Below are 15901 nucleotides of genomic sequence, written 5' to 3'. Positions count from 1 at the left end.
TTACTTGCCGTTACGAAATTGTTTGGTAATTTCTGCCACATGATGTCCGAGATATTTGGCTGTGTTTAAATCTTCTATTTTTCGTGTGACATCGGGTGACGCATTATCAGACTGCGCCATAGCGCCGAGCCAGCTTCCGATACCATTAAGATCATTGCGTGTTTTACCGGAAAGCAAACCGAGATTGACCCATATCATCGCATGTTGGGCGGCAAAAGGCTCATTGTCATCAAACTGTTGAGCTTGTCGCCATGTTCGGCTCCCGAATTGGTAAGACCTGCTGCAATCTTGTTTCGCCATTTCTGTTCAACAAAAGCCGAACCGGTTGAATCTTCCATGATTGTTTGAAACGTGCACTCACCGTACCATTATAGGTGGGCGAGCCGAAAATAATGGCATCGGCTTTTTCAAGCAAGGTCCAATCGACCGGTTTTTCATCAAGCCCGATCAAAAACGTTTCGGCATTTTGTACTTCTTTCGCTCCATCTTCGACATAATGCGCCAATTTTTCCGTGTGCCCGAAGCCACTATGATACACAATTGCTATTTTCATCTTCGCCAAAACCTCTAAAAACTCGCGACTGATCGGGAAAGAAAAACGCTGTCTTCCAGTCATCGAAAATCCACTTTTAACAATATTTTATCGTTCTGATTTCATGAATCTTTTTATTAAAGACATGACTGATATTCATGAATAATGAAAGTGACGGCTGCATAAACAGGAAAAATCTGGAGAACGACACAAGCAAAATCGCCGGCGCAAATGGGTCTCTATGAACAATCTGTTTTCCCGCTCAGGCTGCACAAACCGAGCAATCGGAATTGATCTGTCAATCATTCCATATTTGATGGAAACAATGAAATTTTTGAATGATCGTGACGTTTCACAAACTTTATAGATGTAAGCGGAGCAATATCAATTTTGAACAAAGATGCAAGCGGTGCTTTCAACACATCAAGCATAACCATTCGCAAAAAATTGGCGTCAGCGACAATCAATGTCGGTTCGGCATAATTCACGTGTTCAAACCAGTCTGCCGTCTTGTCATAAAGGGTTTTGAAAGAGGTTCCACCATGCGGAGCTGAATAAGGGTCACTCAGCCATTGCTCAAGCTCGTCTTCCTCTTCATTTGCGAGTTCTTTCAAGGCTTTCGCGTGCCAATGCCCGTAATCGATAACAGGAATTGAGAAATCTATTTTGAAATCAAGTCCCAATAATTCGACCGTGCGAATAGATGAGGTAAGATTGGCGCAAACAATATTCATGCCCTTTTGAACCGAAAATTTTTCGGGCAAAAGAACATCGCTATCAAGACTTTCATTACCGGGAAAAATGCCACGCTGTTCGGCGCGTGTCATGCCATGAGTCATCATAATAATTTCCGCCATTTCGCTTCCCGATCTTTTTTGTTTTTTCCAAACACGATCAATTTCTAAATTGTCACAGACAGTAATCTAGTAGTTTCAAACAGAATTTGACAGGGATTTTGCTTGAGCCTATGGTGAGCCTCACATTCAACTTCGTGGAACCCGGTGTCAATCCGGGGCGGTCGCGCCACTGTGACTGTCTACCAATCATGGGACAGAAGCCAGAACTTCGATTTGGATGCTTTTCCCTTAAACTCAAGGACGCGTTATCCTGAAGGAGGTTTCATGTCTATTAAAACGGCGCATGCGCCGCAAACCATATTTGTTCCGGCAAAAACTATTCCGGTCAAAGCCATTTTGCCATGGGCTATATTTGGCGGTCTTATTTGTCTCATAGCCCTTTATTTCATCACCACAGAGCAAGGTGCATTGTCGCTTTTCAGCGGCACCACCATTCATGAATTCGTTCATGATGGGCGCCATCTTCTCGGTTTTCCATGTCACTGAGGAGATAGAATAATGGGTTCACTCCTATATCGGGGCATGCTTGTCGGCCTCGTTGCCGGTCTTATTGCGTTCGGATTTGCCCGCCTTTACGGCGAGCCTTATGTTGATCGTGCCATTGCTTTTGAAGAATCCCATGAAGCGGCAGAGGAAGCACAAAGCGGTCATTCCCATGGAGCTGAAGAAGAAGTTGTCAGCAGAAAAACACAGGCCGGTTTTGGCCTTTTGACTGCACTTGTGGTTTTTGGTGCCGGTGCAGGCGGGCTTTTTTCCTGTTTTTGCAGCTATGCCTTCGGCCGTTTAGGGAAACTGAACATCATGGCCACAAGTCTCGTCATTTCGGCTTCCGCCTTTATTTCGGTGGTACTGGTGCCACAGTTGAAATATCCATCCAACCCGCCAGCGGTCGGCGAACCCGAAACAATTGTTTCCCGGACCGAAGACTATTTTGCGCTTATTCTGGTGTCACTTCTTGCCATGGTTCTGGTTTATGTTGCGGCAAACCGGCTTAAAGCCAAATTCGGCGGGCTTAATGCGGCGATTATTGCCATGATCGGCTATGCCGTATTCATGGGCTTAGTCTATTTCATTATGCCGGTTGTCAACGAAGTTCCAGCCGACTTTTCGGCTGATGTTTTGTGGCATTTCCGCATTGCGACTTTCGGTATTCAAGCCATATTGTGGCTGATACTCGGCGTCGGTTTCGGTTATCTCGCCGAAAGACATATGAAAAAACTTTAGCGGGGGAACGCAAGGAATAGTCAAAGCGGAAATTTTCACGAAAAACTTTTTGTCTTCGACAAGTTACTTTTGTCTTCGACAATGAACTTTTTGCCTTAGACAGGGTATTTGTCCAAGTTTCCGCTTCTACTCCTTGCATCACCAATTCAGTTTCTGTCATACTCTTTGTCTTCATAACAGAAGGTTTTAACCTTCTGTTTGTTTTGGCGCGGCTTTCGACCGGTCGCGGATTTTAAAAAAACAGGACAATGAGAATTTTATGAAAATTTACATTTCAGCCGATATTGAGGGGGTGGCCGGCGTTGTTATCCCTCAGCAATGTTCATCCGGCAATGCCGAATATGAGCGGGCGCGCCGCCTGATGACCAACGAAGTCAATGCTGCTGTTACCGGTGCATTTGAAGCCGGTGCAAAAGAGGTTGTTGTGAACGATTCCCACGGTGCAATGGTCAATCTCGTTCCCGAACTCCTCCATCCCGATGCCGAGCTTATTCAGGGAAAACCGAAACCGCAAAATATGGCTTGCGGGCTTGCCGATGGCGGTTTCGACATGGTTTTTCTTGTTGGCCACCACGCCGGTGCAAGTCTTGAAGGTGTGCTCGCCCACACCACCAACAGCCGCGCTTTCCGTGCTGTCTATCTTGGTGACAAACGATTGGGAGAACCCGGCATTTATGGCGCCTATGCGGGTGAACTTGGTATCCCTGTCGGGCTTTTAACCGGCGACAATTGCCTTGAAGAACAAAACAGGGAATTTTTCCCCAAAGCGAGATTTGCAACAGTCAAACATGCTTATGCCAATCGTGCTGCGCGTTCTCTTTCGCCCACAAAATCGTGCGAAAAAATAAAAGCGGCCGCCTTCGAAGCTGTCAAAAACAAGCATGAAATGAAACCCTTTATTGTTCGCCCACCTTTTATGGTGAAATTCGAGGTTCTTTGGCCGGCCCTTGCCGATCAGGCCGCACATCTACCTCCTGCCAAGCGTATCGATGCGGTGACAATCGGCTTTGACTGCAATTCGGTTCGTGATGCAATCGGCTGGATGAGCGCTGTTTCTGCACTTGCCGCTTCAGTCATGTGAGATAAGACTTAAACTTTTTTTGAAACATGAAAGCGGGCTTTAGCCCGCTTTTGCTTTTTGGGATAACCGGCTTTCAATAGTCAACCATGACTGGCTTTTCGATTTTGACGCTTCAAATTTCGGCATTGATCTTGGCATACTATACAAAAGCAGCCTTATGATTTTTCCGGCTTAAAAATGTTCCGGAAAAGAAAGCTTACAAACCAATATTGAAATAAACTTCTGAAACCAACTTCAAAGCAGAGATGATAAGCAAAGGGAAACAGTTTCCCCTTCACTTAACAAACTTAACGAACGATCACCGATTGCCGGAAAATCAATAAATGCCGGTATGGATTTCACCATCCTGCCCCATCCATGCGCGATACATTCCCTCGCTATTGAAAGGCAGGCACACTTCGCCCTTGGTATTAACGGCGATAAGCCCGCCCTCGCCGCCAATTTTTGCGAGATCTTTGACAACCGATTGCGCGGCTTCTTCAAGTGTTTCTTTTCCCCAGCGGATGCGGGCGTCGATTTCGTGTGCTGCGGCATAGCGGATGAAATATTCGCCGTGTCCGGTTGCCGAAACTGCACAGGTTTTGTCATCTGCCCATGTACCGGCACCGATAACCGGACTATCGCCGACACGGCCGGGGAACTTGGCAGTCATTCCGCCGGTGGAGGTTGCCGCAGCCACATGGCCGAAAACGTCACAGGCAACAGCGCCGACTGTGCCGTGGCGACGTGAGGGATCATTTTCTTCCCCACCACTCCGGCGCCGCTCCATTTCCTGTTCAAGCGCTTTCATGCGCCGTTCGGTATAAAACCATTCGGCCGGTTTTATCTCGAGCCCGATCTCGCGGCAAAATTCATTGGCCCCTTCACCTGCAAGAAAAACATGTTCGGTTTTTTCCATAACAGCGCGGGCTGCAAGAACCGGATGACGCGGCCCGAAAATTCCGGCAACGGCACCGGCATTCCTGTCGCGCCCATCCATAATGGCGGCATCCATTTCCTGTGTACGTTTGGTGGTATAAACAGCACCACGACCGGCATTGAAAAGCGGATCATCTTCCAGTGCCATAACGGAAGCGGTGACCGCGTCAATGGCCGAGCCATTCGCCTTCAGCACAGCGCGCCCTGCCTCGAGTGCCAAAGTCAGCCCATGACGATAGGCTTTTTCTTTTTCTTCCGTCATATCTTTCGAGCGCATTGTGCCGGCGCCACCATGAATGGCGATAACCGGTTTTACAGAAGACGACATTTCAAAGTCCTTTCAAAAAACCATTTCAGACTATTTTTAAAAAATAGCATTTCGACGCCGGTCAATTGACGTCGATTTTTGGATCTAGCGCGTCACGCAAGCCATCGCCGAAAACATTGAAGGCCAAAACCGTAACGAAAATTGCAATACCCGGATAAAGGGTGAGGTGGTCGGCAACGCCCATATAGCTGCGTCCTGCGGCAAGCATTGCCCCCCATTCGGAGCTTGGTGGTTGTGCCCCAAGGCCGATAAAAGAAAGGCTTGCGGCAGTCAGAATAGACGTGCCAATACGCATGGAAAAATAAACAATCACATTGGGCAAGGTTCCGGGCAGCAAATGGCGCAATACGATCATATGATCGGAAACACCGATGGCACGCGCCGCATCAATATAAACAGCCTTTTTCATCGAAAGCGTGGTACCGCGCGAAAGGCGGGCAAAAACCGGTACGGAAAACACTGCAACCGCATAAATCACATTATCAATTCCCGGTCCCAGAATGGCGATAACGGCAATGGCAAGCAAAATGCCGGGAAAAGCAAACAGCACATCGGAAATGCGCATAATGAGCGAGTCGAGAAAGCCGCCATAAAAGCCTGCGAGAATTCCCAGAAACACACCGATAAGACCGCCAAGTGTAACCGACAGAAAACCGACAGCCAGAGAGATTCGTCCGCCATAAATGATGCGGGTAAATATATCGCGGCCATATTCATCGGTTCCCGCCCAGTGGGCAGCAGATGACCCCTGCAAAATGGCATTATAATCGGCACTATTGGGATCAAGCGTCATGAATAAGGGAGCGAAAATAGCCGAGCCGATCAACAAAAGCAGAAAAACAAGTGCCACAATCGCGGCTTTCTGGCGCGCGAAACGACGCAAAAATTCGCCGAAGGGCTTGCGCGTTGCCTCGGCAACAAGTGTATCGGATGAAGTGTTCGCACTCATGAGTAACGGATCTCCGGATTAACAAAAGCATAGAGAACATCAACCAGAAGATTGATAAGGATGAACTCCAGTGAAAAGAGCAATATCAGCGCCTGAAGAACCGGATAGTCGCGATAGGAGACAGAATCGATCAACAGTCTTCCAAGCCCTGGCCACGAAAACACTGTTTCGACAACGATCGAACCACCAAGCAAAAAGCCGAATTGAAGACCCACCATGGTGATGACCGGAATAAGCGCATTGCGCAATGTGTGTTTCCATGTCACCAGACGTTCGGGAACCCCTTTGGCGCGCGCAGTGCGGATATAATCCTCACGTGATATTTCGATAAAGGCCGAACGCGAAAAGCGCGCCATCACGGCAGCAACCCCGACGCCGAGTGTAAATGACGGCATGATAAAATGAAGTGCTGTTCCATAACCGCCGGTTGGAAGAAGGCCAAGCCGCACAGAAAAGAGATTGATTAAGAGAAGGCCAAGCCAGAAAACCGGAAATGAAATGCCGGAAACCGCCACAACCATACCGGTATAATCCTGCCAACGCCCTCTTTTGACCGCCGAAAAAACACCGATTAAGAGCCCCAATATGGTTGACCAGATCATCGAAAAAACGGTGAGCCAGACAGTTGGCATAAAACGTTCGCCAATTTCCGAGGAAACGGGTTTGCGGGTTTTCAAGGATTCGCCAAAATCACCATGAACAGCGTTTTCCACAAAGGTCACATATTGCGCCCATACCGGCCGATCAAGACCAAGTTGCGAGCGCATGGCTTCCACCGTTTCGGCATCGGCATCAACACCGGCCGCAAGGCGGGCAGGATCACCCGGCAAAAGCCGCACAAAACCGAATACAATGAGTGATATAACAAAAATCACCGGTATGATGGAAAGCAGGCGTTTGATAATAAAAGCAAACATCGAAAATCCCGAACTTTAGAGTGAACGGCGCGAACACGCGCCTATTCTCCGTTATTATCCAGTTTAAAAACCCGTGTTCTAATGGATAACCACGGGTTCAATTCAAAAAACACCGTTTCAATCGGCAAACTTTGCATCTTTCAAAAGAAAACCGCCATCCGGCAACGCGTAAACGCCTTCAAGGTTCTTTGTTTTGCCGGAAAGCACGTCTTTCTGTCCAAGGAATATCCATGGTGCATCCTGAAAGATGATCTTTTGCGCTCTGCCGTAAAGTTCGGCGCGTTTTGTGTCATCTGCCGTTTTGACCGCATCGGCAAGATCTTGGTCGACCTCGGCATTTTTATAATAGGCAACATTGAAGAGATTGGGCGGGAAGCTTTCGCTCGAAAAAAGCGGGCGCATTCCGTAATCGGCATCGGCGGTTGATGCCGACCAACCGCCAAACTGCATTTGCACCGTCGATTCTTCAGGTGTTCTTGCCCCCCAGACGCGGTCAGCCTCGACACCGGCTTCAAGCGGTGTAACATTGACCTTGATATTCACCGCAGCCAGTTGCTGTTGCAAAAACTGCAAACCACGAATGACCATCGTGCTGTTTTTGCCGAAAATTTCGGTATTGAAACCATTCGGGTAACCGGCTTCTGTCAAAAGCTGTTTGGCTTTTTCGATATTATATTCATACTCTCCGACATTGGTGTAATATTTCAGGAGTGGCGGAATAGGTGATGTGGCCGGTTCACAAAAACCGTTCATCACGACTTTGCAGAAGGCATTTTTATCAACCGCATAATTCATTGCCTGACGCACACGCACGTCGTCAAACGGCTTTTTCATTGTGTTGATTGCCACATAATATTCCGCAATAGACGGTTCTTTCGTCACAACCAGATTGGGCATTTTTTGTGCAACAGCAAAAAGTTCCGGCGGAAAATCGGGAACAAATTGCACTTCTTGTGCCTGTAACATGGCAAAACGGGCGCCATTTTCCGGTACCGAACGGATGGTGACACCATCAACGCCGACAGTGCCATTCCAGTAATGGTCGTTTTTTATGACTTCAAGCGTGTCACTTGAACGGTTCTTGAAAATAAACGGGCCGGTGCCAACGGGGTGGCGGTCAATATCGCGACCATATTTTTCTATCGCCGCCGGAGAAATCATCATGGTTCCGGTATGCGCCATGGAAGATGGAAAAGCCCCATAGGGTTCTTTGAGGATTACCTTGACGGTATAATCATCCACGACTTCCACATGATCGAGCATGGAGACAAGAACGCGACGCGACAATTTGTTTTCAGGATTTGCGAGCCGTTCAAGATTGATTTTTACAGCTTCTGCGTTAAAGTCTGTCCCGTCATGGAACTTCACGCCTTTGCGCAAATAGAAGGTAAATTCTTTGGCGTCTTCCGAGGCTTCATAACGTTCGGCCAGAAGCGGTACAATTTTCAAATTTTTGTCAAAACCCAACAGGCCTTCATAAATCGTCCTGAGCGAAGTCATGGTCAATGTATCATTGATATTGGTTGGGTCGAGTTTTGTCAGATTGACAGGAACGGCAACCGTCAACGTTTTGGCTTCTGACAGAGCCGGCATCAACATGGTGGTAGAGATAAGCCCCGCAGCAAGCAATCGTTTCAAATTCAACATCAATCATCCATTTCGTTGGTTTGTCGAGATTTATCGGTTTGTTGATAAAAGTTTTCAAAAAGTGGCAGCAAGGCTGCCACCCTTATTGTCATTCACCGGTAAATTTGGCGCCATCAACCGAGAAACCGCCATCCGGCAACATATAAACGCCTGACAATTTCTTGGTTTTTACAGAAATATTCTGCTTTTCACCCATAAAAATCCACGGTGCATCTTCAAACACCGTTTGCTGGACAATTTTATAAGCTTCCGCCCGTTTTGTATCATCAGCCGTCTTTACCCCTTCAGCGAGAGCCTGATCGACCTTTTCATTTTTATAATAAGAGGTGTTATAGAGATTGGGCGGAAAGCTTTCGCTGGCAAAAAGCGGACGCAGGCCATAATCGGCATCACCCGTTGAAGCCGACCAGCCGCTATAAAGCAATTGCACGTCGGATTTTTCAGGTGTCTCGGCCCCCCAGACACGGTCAGCCTCAACACCGGCTTCAAGCGGGGTTACCGTAACCTTGACATTGACCTTGGCAAGTTCCTGTTGCAAAAACTGCATGGCACGAATAACAGCCGTGCTGTTTCTTGAAAAAACCTCTGTTTCAAAACCGTTTGCATAGCCCGCCTCGGCCAGCAATTGTTTGGCTTTTTCGGGGTTATATTCATATTGTCCGACATTGGTATAAAAGCGTAATAGCGGCGGAATCGACGATGTTGCCGGTTCACAATAACCGTTCAGGACAACCTTGCAGAAAGCTTCCTTATTGACGGCATAGTTCAGGGCTTTGCGAACCCTTATGTCATCAAAAGGTTTTTTCATGACATTCATCGACGTATAGAATTCATAGATCGACGGGGCTGTTGTTACGTCAAGTGTCGGTATCTTTTTGGCAACCTCAACAAGTTCGGAAGGAAAATCGGGAACAAATTGCAATTCACCGGCCTGAAGCATGGCAAAACGGGCGCCACTTTCGGGAACCGAGCGGATGAGAACGCCATCGACATCGGCAACTTTGCCCCAATAATTCTCGTTTTTTGTCACCTCGAAAATATCGCCGCTCCAGCTTTTGAATTTGAACGGTCCGGTTCCGACAGGATGACGGTCGATATCCTTACCATATTTCTTGATCGCGGCCGGAGAAATCATCATTGTGCCGGGGTGGGCAAGCGAAGATGGCAGCGCCCCATAAGGCTCTTTGAGATAAATTTTGACTGTATAATCATCAACAATGTCGACATGGTCGAGCATCGAGATCAACACCCGCCGCGACAATTTGTTTTCAGGATTGGCCAAACGGTCAAGATTGAATTTCACTGCCTCGGCGTTAAAATCCGTGCCATCATGGAACTTGACGCCTTTTCTGAGATAAAAGGTAAATTCCTTGGCATCACTGGAAGCTTCATAACGTTCGGCCAGAAGCGGAATAATCTTGTAATCCTTGTCGAAACCCAACAGCCCCTGATAGACTGTGCGCAGCGATGTCATTGTCAATGTGTCATTGATATTGGTGGGGTCAAGTTTGGTGAGGTTGAATTCGACACCGACAGCCAACGGTTTGGCTTCTGCCCAAACCGGCATTGCTGCCAATACCGAAACCAGTCCGGCTGCAAAATATCGTTTAACAAGCTTCATTTTCCCTCTCCTTCAAACAATAGACCCGATTGTTCAACGCGTTCAAAAATGCCCACCGGATGACAGGCAACAAAATGTTCCGGCTCCATTTCAACGAGCGGCTCGACCAAAGGTTCATTACCCGGTACCCGTACAGGGCTTGGCACTTCCCCTTCAATGAGCGGGCGCTTGATAAAACGGCGCGCCGGATCGGCTATCGGTACGGCGGCAAGCAGACGCTGCGTATAAGGGTGAAGCGGATGATTGAACACTGCCTGCCTTGGACCGATTTCGACAATCTGGCCAAGATACATCACCGCCACACGATGACTGATGCGCTCCACCACAGCCATATCATGGCTGATAAAAAGATAGGATAGACCCAATTTTCTTTGCAAGTCCATCAATAGATTGACGATTTGCGCCTGAATGGAAACATCAAGGGCTGCCACTGCCTCGTCGGCAATGAGGAGTTCCGGCCCGCAGGCCAACGCGCGGGCAATACAAAGGCGTTGGCGCTGGCCACCTGAAAATTCATGCGGGTAACGGCGCGCCACATGTGGCGGCAGTCCGACCGCCTGCAACAATTCCTGCACACGCTCGTCAACCTTGTTTGAGGGAACGAGTTTGTGCGTCAACAAAGGTTCGGCAATGGAAAAGCCGACAGTCAAGCGCGGATCAAGTGAGGCGAACGGATCCTGAAACACATATTGGATGTTCTGGCGTATCTTGTGGCGTTCGGCATTATCCATTTTTAAAATGTCGCGCCCGTGAAGCAGGATTTCACCGCTCCGTGGTTCGGTCAATTGCATGATCGTGCGCCCGACTGTGGATTTGCCGCAACCGCTTTCTCCGACAAGCGCCAGCGTTTCACCGGCTTTAATGGAAAAACTCACCTGCTCTGCGGCGTGAACCCGCCCTGTCACTTTGCCGAAAAAGTTCTTTTTGACATCGTAACGGGTTACGAGTTTCTTGACATCAAGCACAACATCATCAAGCTTTACTGTATCCTGTGGCAGTGCTTCAATCGCATCTTTACCAGGCTCGCGTATATCGAAAGGACGTGGCAATTTTTCATTGGCGAGTGCGCCAAGTTGGGGAACTGCGGCAAGCAGGGCTTGAGTATAAGGTGCTTGCGGGTGCTTGAAAATTTCGTTCGACGTGCCTTCTTCGATCTTGTCGCCACGACACATCACAAGCACGCGGTCGGCGACCTCGGCAACCACGCCCATATCATGGGTGATAAAGACCACGCCCATGCCAAGCTCGTCCTGTAACATGCGGATAAGGCGCAAAATCTGCGCTTGAATTGTCACATCAAGTGCGGTTGTCGGTTCGTCAGCAATAAGAAGTTGTGGGCGACAGGCAAGTGCCATCGCAATCATCACCCTTTGACGCATACCGCCAGAAAGCTGGTGCGGGTGGCGATCGAGGAGCCCCTTGGCATCGGGAATACGCACTTTTTCAAGCATGGCAAGCGCTTCCTGACGCACTTCCTTGTGCGTGCCCCCCTGATGAAGGCGGATCGCCTCGCCAATCTGGTCACCTATAGTGAAAACAGGATTGAGCGATGTCATAGGTTCCTGAAAAATCATCGCAATATTTTTACCGCGAACGCTATTCATTTGCGACTGCGTGAGCTTTGTAAGATCGCGCACAGCACTCTTGTCGTTGAAGAGCACCTCGCCGGAAGAAATTTTACCACCGCCGAATTCGATAAGACGCATAATAGAGAGCGACGTTACCGATTTTCCGGAGCCGCTTTCGCCCACTATTGCCAATGTTTCACCGGCATTGACCGAAAAATCAAGCGACTTCACCGCACGGAAATTACCGTCTTCGGTTTTGAAATCGACATCAAGGCCTTTTACGTTTAATAGCGGCGCATCCAAATTGACCAACCTCTTTTCTTCCGACATTTCAACCGCTTTCCGGAACGCGTTTGAAAAAGCTGACTCCACCCGCTTTTTTAACGTACTCAAATTTCAACGAAAGGTTTTTTCTCAAATTCTTTCCACTCACTATGGTTGTTTTAGGCAAAACCATGGACAGAGCAACCCGTTGTCATCGACAGCGCCTTTAAACTGTCTTGCTATGACACACTCACCAGAATCTCGCTGTCTTGACCCTTAGGACACAAGAAAAGATCGCTCACGATTAAAAATGCCGCCGAATATGTCTTTTGCGGGCACATTCCTGCTTTACCTTTTTTAAAACCGTCAAAGCCGGTTTTATTCCCTAAATCGTACTTGTCGTTCAAGTGTTTTTTTAAAAAACTTTTGAAACTGGCATGTAAATTGCTTAGGGGCTTGCTGTTTTCCTTTAAAAATCAGTCTGTTGCGGCACTGTTGATAAGTGTGGCAAGCGAGGTAAAATGCGAAGGTTTCATGGTTGCGGCATTCACGCCCGACATATCTTCAGCCATCCATAAAGACCGTAAAATGCTTTCTTCGGTTGCTTCTATGACCGCCTCGAACATGGGCGAAAGGGCGCGATCGTCAATATGGGGAACATCAACCAAATGCGATTCTTCTTCCCTATGACGAAGTTCTTTTGCCGTCGAAAAGGCAAGTGCAAAATCGCCCGAGCCATTGCTCAAGGCTGCTCCGCTTTTGGCAAGCCCGCCGAATGTCCGGTTGGCAAGCCGTTTCAATTGTCTTGGGCAAAGGGGCGCATCGGTTGCAACAATCATCATAATCGACCCGTCTTTATCCGCACTCGGTACGGGGTGATTTATGTCGCTCTTTTCGAGAATTCCAAGATGCCCGCCAAAATTCGACTGCACAAGGATACCGATTGTATAGGTTTTGTCGTCCATTTTTACGAGGCGCGAGGCCGTGCCGATACCGCCTTTAAGACCGAAGGCCACTGTGCCGGTACCAGCACCCACTGCCCCTTCTTCAAACCGGCCGGTTTGGGCAATTTTTAACGCTTCGAGCATTTCATCAAAGCTCGGGCGCAAAGCCCGTATATTGTTCAGCCGTGAATCATTGGTTTCACCGACAACAGCATTGATTGATGTTGCGTTTTCATTGCCCTTTTCATGCAAAGTGTAATAGATCAGTGCTTCAATCGCGCGACCGGTTGCAAGTGTATTGGTGAGCAATATCGGTGTTTCAAGCTCGCCAAGTTCTTCCACCTGAACGGAGCCCGCAAATTTTCCATAACCGTTAAATGCGCTGAAACCCGCCGGTATTTTGTTTTGAAAAATATTGTCGGAATGCGGCACAATTGCTGTGACGCCGGTGCGGGTTGCGTCCCCTTCCTTGATCGTGACATGGCCTACTTTGACACCGGCAACATCTGTGAGCGCATTGAGCGGGCCGCTTTTATAGTAACGGGTGACATAATGTTCCGGCAAAGGGTTAGAACAATCATTTTTAGGTGACACGGGTAACCTTTCCAACTCTTTCCTGCATTGTTGGTGAAGGTTTCGGAAACGACAATGTTCCCGAAGAACGCCAAAACAACAATTCGGTTTTGGCAACAAGGATCAAGAGCCGCACAAGAACTTTGCCGCCAAACTGTTATAATTTTCATCCGACATCATATCGGGCTTTTTATCAGTTATGAGATAATCAATATCTTCCATAGGTGCAACCGCGGATGGCTCCGGCTTGGAAAATTTTGAATGATCGGCAAGAATGATTAACTTTCTCGAATGAGCAGTTTTTGCACAGGCGACTTCCGTCGCCGAAAGGTCAAAATCGGAAACCGCACTGTTGCTGACAACAGCAACGGTTAAAACTGCAAAACGGGCATGAAATTTTGATTTATTCAAGCGCAAGCAGGCCGATATTCGGGCTTCGTTCGCACTTGTAACTAATGCTCACGAAACACATCATGGTGCGGATGGACACCCAAAATTTCGGCAACATTGTTCGATTTTTTAACAATCATCATTCTTAAAGAAAACCAGCCTCTTTAAACAGGCTGGTCTTTCTCTCAGCACGCTTGTCTTAACTACCAAACCGGCAGTTTTCCCGTTCTTGGCTTCTCCGTTTTAAAAACGGTTTTAAATTCCGAGTACCAATTTTTTAAAGGTTGCGATTCCTAGCAGATACGGGCAATCACTTCCCCGACATTGGTGATGCTGCCAGCCGGTTTTACAATTTCCAGTGTTCCGCTTTTTTCGGCTTTAATTTCAGTCTCCATTTTCATGGCCTCCATTACGGCTACAGTCGAACCCACTTCGACTTTTTTGCCGTTCTCGACGAGCCATGCTTTGATCGTTCCGGGAATTGGTGCTGCAATATCACCAGCGCCCTTATCGGCCTTCACTTGTTTCCCACTATCGAATTGCGGATTTTGTGCACCATTTACTGCACTTCCCGCCCCTTCAAGCAATTTCAAAAACCGGAAGGGCAAACCGAGTTCCACCCGCTTTCCATCAATTTCAACATCAAAACGCTCGATTTGCGGCTCAATTTTATCGGCTCTGCTTTCCATAGCCAGTTTTTCGGCAAAATCGTTTTCGATCCAGCGTGTATAAACTTTAAAGCCGTTTTCTCCAATAAAATCCGGATGGTGAACAACAAGCCGGTCAAACGGCAAAACCGTTGCGACACCTTCAATTTCAAATTCGCTCAAAGCTCGTGCGGCACGCTTTAACGCTTCTTCGCGGGTCCTTCCGGTAATAATCAATTTTGCAATCATCGAGTCAAATTGCGGGGCTACAACATCGCCTTCACGAACGCCACTATCAAGCCGCACACCGGGACCTGAGGGAGGCGAAAACTTTGTAATTTTTCCAGGGCACGGTAAAAACCCGCGTCCGACATCCTCGGCATTGATGCGAAATTCAATGGCATGGCCGATGGGGGAAGGCGTTTTATTAATGCTCAAAGGCAAACCTTCGGCAATACGGAATTGTTCAACCACCACATCAAGCCCGCTTGTTTCTTCTGTCACAGGATGTTCGACCTGCAACCGCGTATTGACTTCGAGAAACGAAACAACATCATTGCGCCCCAACAGGAATTCGACTGTCCCGACGCCGCTATAATTGACATGGCGACAAATATTCGTAGCCGCTTCCTTCAAACGTGTTTCAACGGCCTCTGAAATAAACGGTGCCGGCGCCTCCTCGACGAGTTTCTGGTTGCGCCTTTGCAACGAACAATCACGCGTTCCAAGCACCACAACATGTCCCATTTTGTCGGCAATTACCTGCGCTTCCACATGGCGGGGACGGTCAAGAAATTGTTCGACATAACATTCGCCACGGCCGAAAGCCTGAACCGCTTCACGAACAGCCGACTGGAAAAGCTCTTCTGCATCTTCCCGTTTCCATACAACCTTCATGCCGCGCCCGCCGCCACCATGCGCTGCCTTGATTGCAACGGGAAAGCCATATTTTTCGGCAAAAGCGACAACATCCTTACCGCTTGTGATCATACCGTTGCTACCGGCAACAAGCGGCGCGCCCACCTCTTTTGCAACTGCACGGGCTTTGAGCTTGTCGCCCAAAAGATCAATCACTTCGGGATCCGGCCCAATCCAGATGAGACCTGCATCAATCACGGTTTTCGCAAATTCGGCACTTTCCGACAAAAAGCCATAGCCCGGATGAATGGCATCGGCCCCCGAACGTTTGGCAATTTCAATAATCTTATTGCCGTCAAGATAGGTTTCTTCCGGCCGGTTACCGTTGAGGCTATAAGCTTCATCGGCTTCTTTGACAAAAAGCGCTGAACTATCAATATCGGCATAAATTGCAACCGAAGAAACACCATAATCGTGTGCTGCACGAATAATGCGCAATGCAATTTCTCCACGATTGGCAATCAATATTTTTTTCATGAACGTCCCCATCACTGTGAATTTGTAATTTCTTAAATCAAGCCCG

General features: G+C 48.1%; 15 protein-coding genes and 1 riboswitch. Of the genes, 3 read left to right on the top strand and 12 right to left on the bottom strand.

What is annotated here, in order from left to right; translation table 11 throughout:
- The 3 genes from H3V14_RS10800 to H3V14_RS03380 all read right to left on the bottom strand — a co-directional run bounded on the left by H3V14_RS10800 (position 1) and on the right by H3V14_RS03380 (position 1389).
- Positions 1 to 198: a hypothetical protein gene (locus H3V14_RS10800; protein WP_246784976.1), complete on the bottom strand. Its 198-nt coding sequence runs from the start codon at positions 196 to 198 to the stop codon at positions 1 to 3.
- A 31-nt stretch (positions 199 to 229) separates the two neighbouring features.
- The gene (locus tag H3V14_RS10795; RefSeq protein WP_246784974.1) at positions 230 to 616 is read right to left on the bottom strand and encodes a flavodoxin family protein; all 387 of its coding nucleotides are present in this window, start codon (positions 614 to 616) and stop codon (positions 230 to 232) included.
- Between the two features lie 218 nt (positions 617 to 834).
- Positions 835 to 1389 carry a histidine phosphatase family protein gene (locus H3V14_RS03380; RefSeq protein ID WP_198226617.1) on the bottom strand — a complete coding sequence of 185 codons (555 nt, stop codon included), beginning with the start codon at positions 1387 to 1389 and terminating at the stop codon, positions 835 to 837.
- Between the two features lie 136 nt (positions 1390 to 1525).
- A riboswitch (cobalamin riboswitch) is annotated at positions 1526 to 1596 on the top strand.
- Between the two features lie 57 nt (positions 1597 to 1653).
- Between H3V14_RS03380 and H3V14_RS03375 the strand changes: the two genes are divergently transcribed.
- The 3 genes from H3V14_RS03375 (at position 1654) to H3V14_RS03365 (ending at position 3694) form a co-directional block, all read left to right on the top strand.
- A complete protein-coding gene (locus H3V14_RS03375) occupies positions 1654 to 1875 on the top strand; it encodes a CbtB-domain containing protein (protein WP_075915101.1) in 222 nt (73 codons plus the stop codon).
- 9 nt (positions 1876 to 1884) lie between these two features.
- Positions 1885 to 2613: a CbtA family protein gene (locus H3V14_RS03370; protein ID WP_198227125.1), complete on the top strand. Its 729-nt coding sequence runs from the start codon at positions 1885 to 1887 to the stop codon at positions 2611 to 2613.
- Between the two features lie 259 nt (positions 2614 to 2872).
- Positions 2873 to 3694, top strand: a complete 822-nt coding sequence (locus H3V14_RS03365) for a M55 family metallopeptidase (protein WP_198226615.1) — start codon at positions 2873 to 2875, stop codon at positions 3692 to 3694.
- Between the two features lie 316 nt (positions 3695 to 4010).
- Here the strand turns inward: H3V14_RS03365 and H3V14_RS03360 are convergent, their stop codons facing one another.
- From H3V14_RS03360 to H3V14_RS03320, 9 genes are all read right to left on the bottom strand, one after another.
- Positions 4011 to 4940 (bottom strand): isoaspartyl peptidase/L-asparaginase family protein, encoded by a 930-nt coding sequence (locus H3V14_RS03360; protein ID WP_198226613.1) that lies wholly within the window; start codon positions 4938 to 4940, stop codon positions 4011 to 4013.
- Positions 4941 to 5001: 61 nt separating this feature from the next.
- A complete protein-coding gene (locus H3V14_RS03355; RefSeq protein WP_075869114.1) occupies positions 5002 to 5889 on the bottom strand; it encodes an ABC transporter permease subunit in 888 nt (295 codons plus the stop codon).
- On the bottom strand, positions 5886 to 6806 hold the full coding sequence (gsiC, locus tag H3V14_RS03350; RefSeq protein WP_198226611.1) for a glutathione ABC transporter permease GsiC: 921 nt from the start codon (positions 6804 to 6806) through the stop codon (positions 5886 to 5888). Before gsiC ends, H3V14_RS03355 begins: the two co-directional genes overlap by 4 nt.
- A 117-nt stretch (positions 6807 to 6923) precedes the next feature.
- Positions 6924 to 8453 carry a glutathione ABC transporter substrate-binding protein gene (locus tag H3V14_RS03345; RefSeq protein WP_198226609.1) on the bottom strand — a complete coding sequence of 510 codons (1530 nt, stop codon included), beginning with the start codon at positions 8451 to 8453 and terminating at the stop codon, positions 6924 to 6926.
- 88 nt (positions 8454 to 8541) lie between these two features.
- Entirely contained in the window at positions 8542 to 10074 is a 1533-nt protein-coding gene (locus H3V14_RS03340; RefSeq protein ID WP_198226607.1) for a glutathione ABC transporter substrate-binding protein, read from the bottom strand.
- The gene (locus H3V14_RS03335; RefSeq protein ID WP_198226605.1) at positions 10071 to 11972 is read right to left on the bottom strand and encodes a dipeptide ABC transporter ATP-binding protein; all 1902 of its coding nucleotides are present in this window, start codon (positions 11970 to 11972) and stop codon (positions 10071 to 10073) included. Before H3V14_RS03335 ends, H3V14_RS03340 begins: the two co-directional genes overlap by 4 nt.
- Before the next feature lie 410 nt (positions 11973 to 12382).
- Entirely contained in the window at positions 12383 to 13444 is a 1062-nt protein-coding gene (locus H3V14_RS03330) for a P1 family peptidase (protein ID WP_369522672.1), read from the bottom strand.
- A 102-nt stretch (positions 13445 to 13546) separates the two neighbouring features.
- Positions 13547 to 13834 carry a DeoR/GlpR transcriptional regulator gene (locus H3V14_RS03325; protein ID WP_198226603.1) on the bottom strand — a complete coding sequence of 96 codons (288 nt, stop codon included), beginning with the start codon at positions 13832 to 13834 and terminating at the stop codon, positions 13547 to 13549.
- A gap of 272 nt (positions 13835 to 14106) precedes the next feature.
- Positions 14107 to 15855, bottom strand: coding sequence for a biotin carboxylase N-terminal domain-containing protein (locus H3V14_RS03320; RefSeq protein WP_198226601.1), 1749 nt, complete (start codon positions 15853 to 15855; stop codon positions 14107 to 14109).
- Positions 15856 to 15901: the final 46 nt, after the last annotated feature.

The organism is Bartonella sp. W8151, assembly GCF_016100385.1.
Taxonomy (GTDB): Bacteria; Pseudomonadota; Alphaproteobacteria; order Rhizobiales; family Rhizobiaceae; genus Bartonella; species Bartonella apis.
This window is presented reverse-complemented; position numbering and strand designations above follow the sequence as displayed.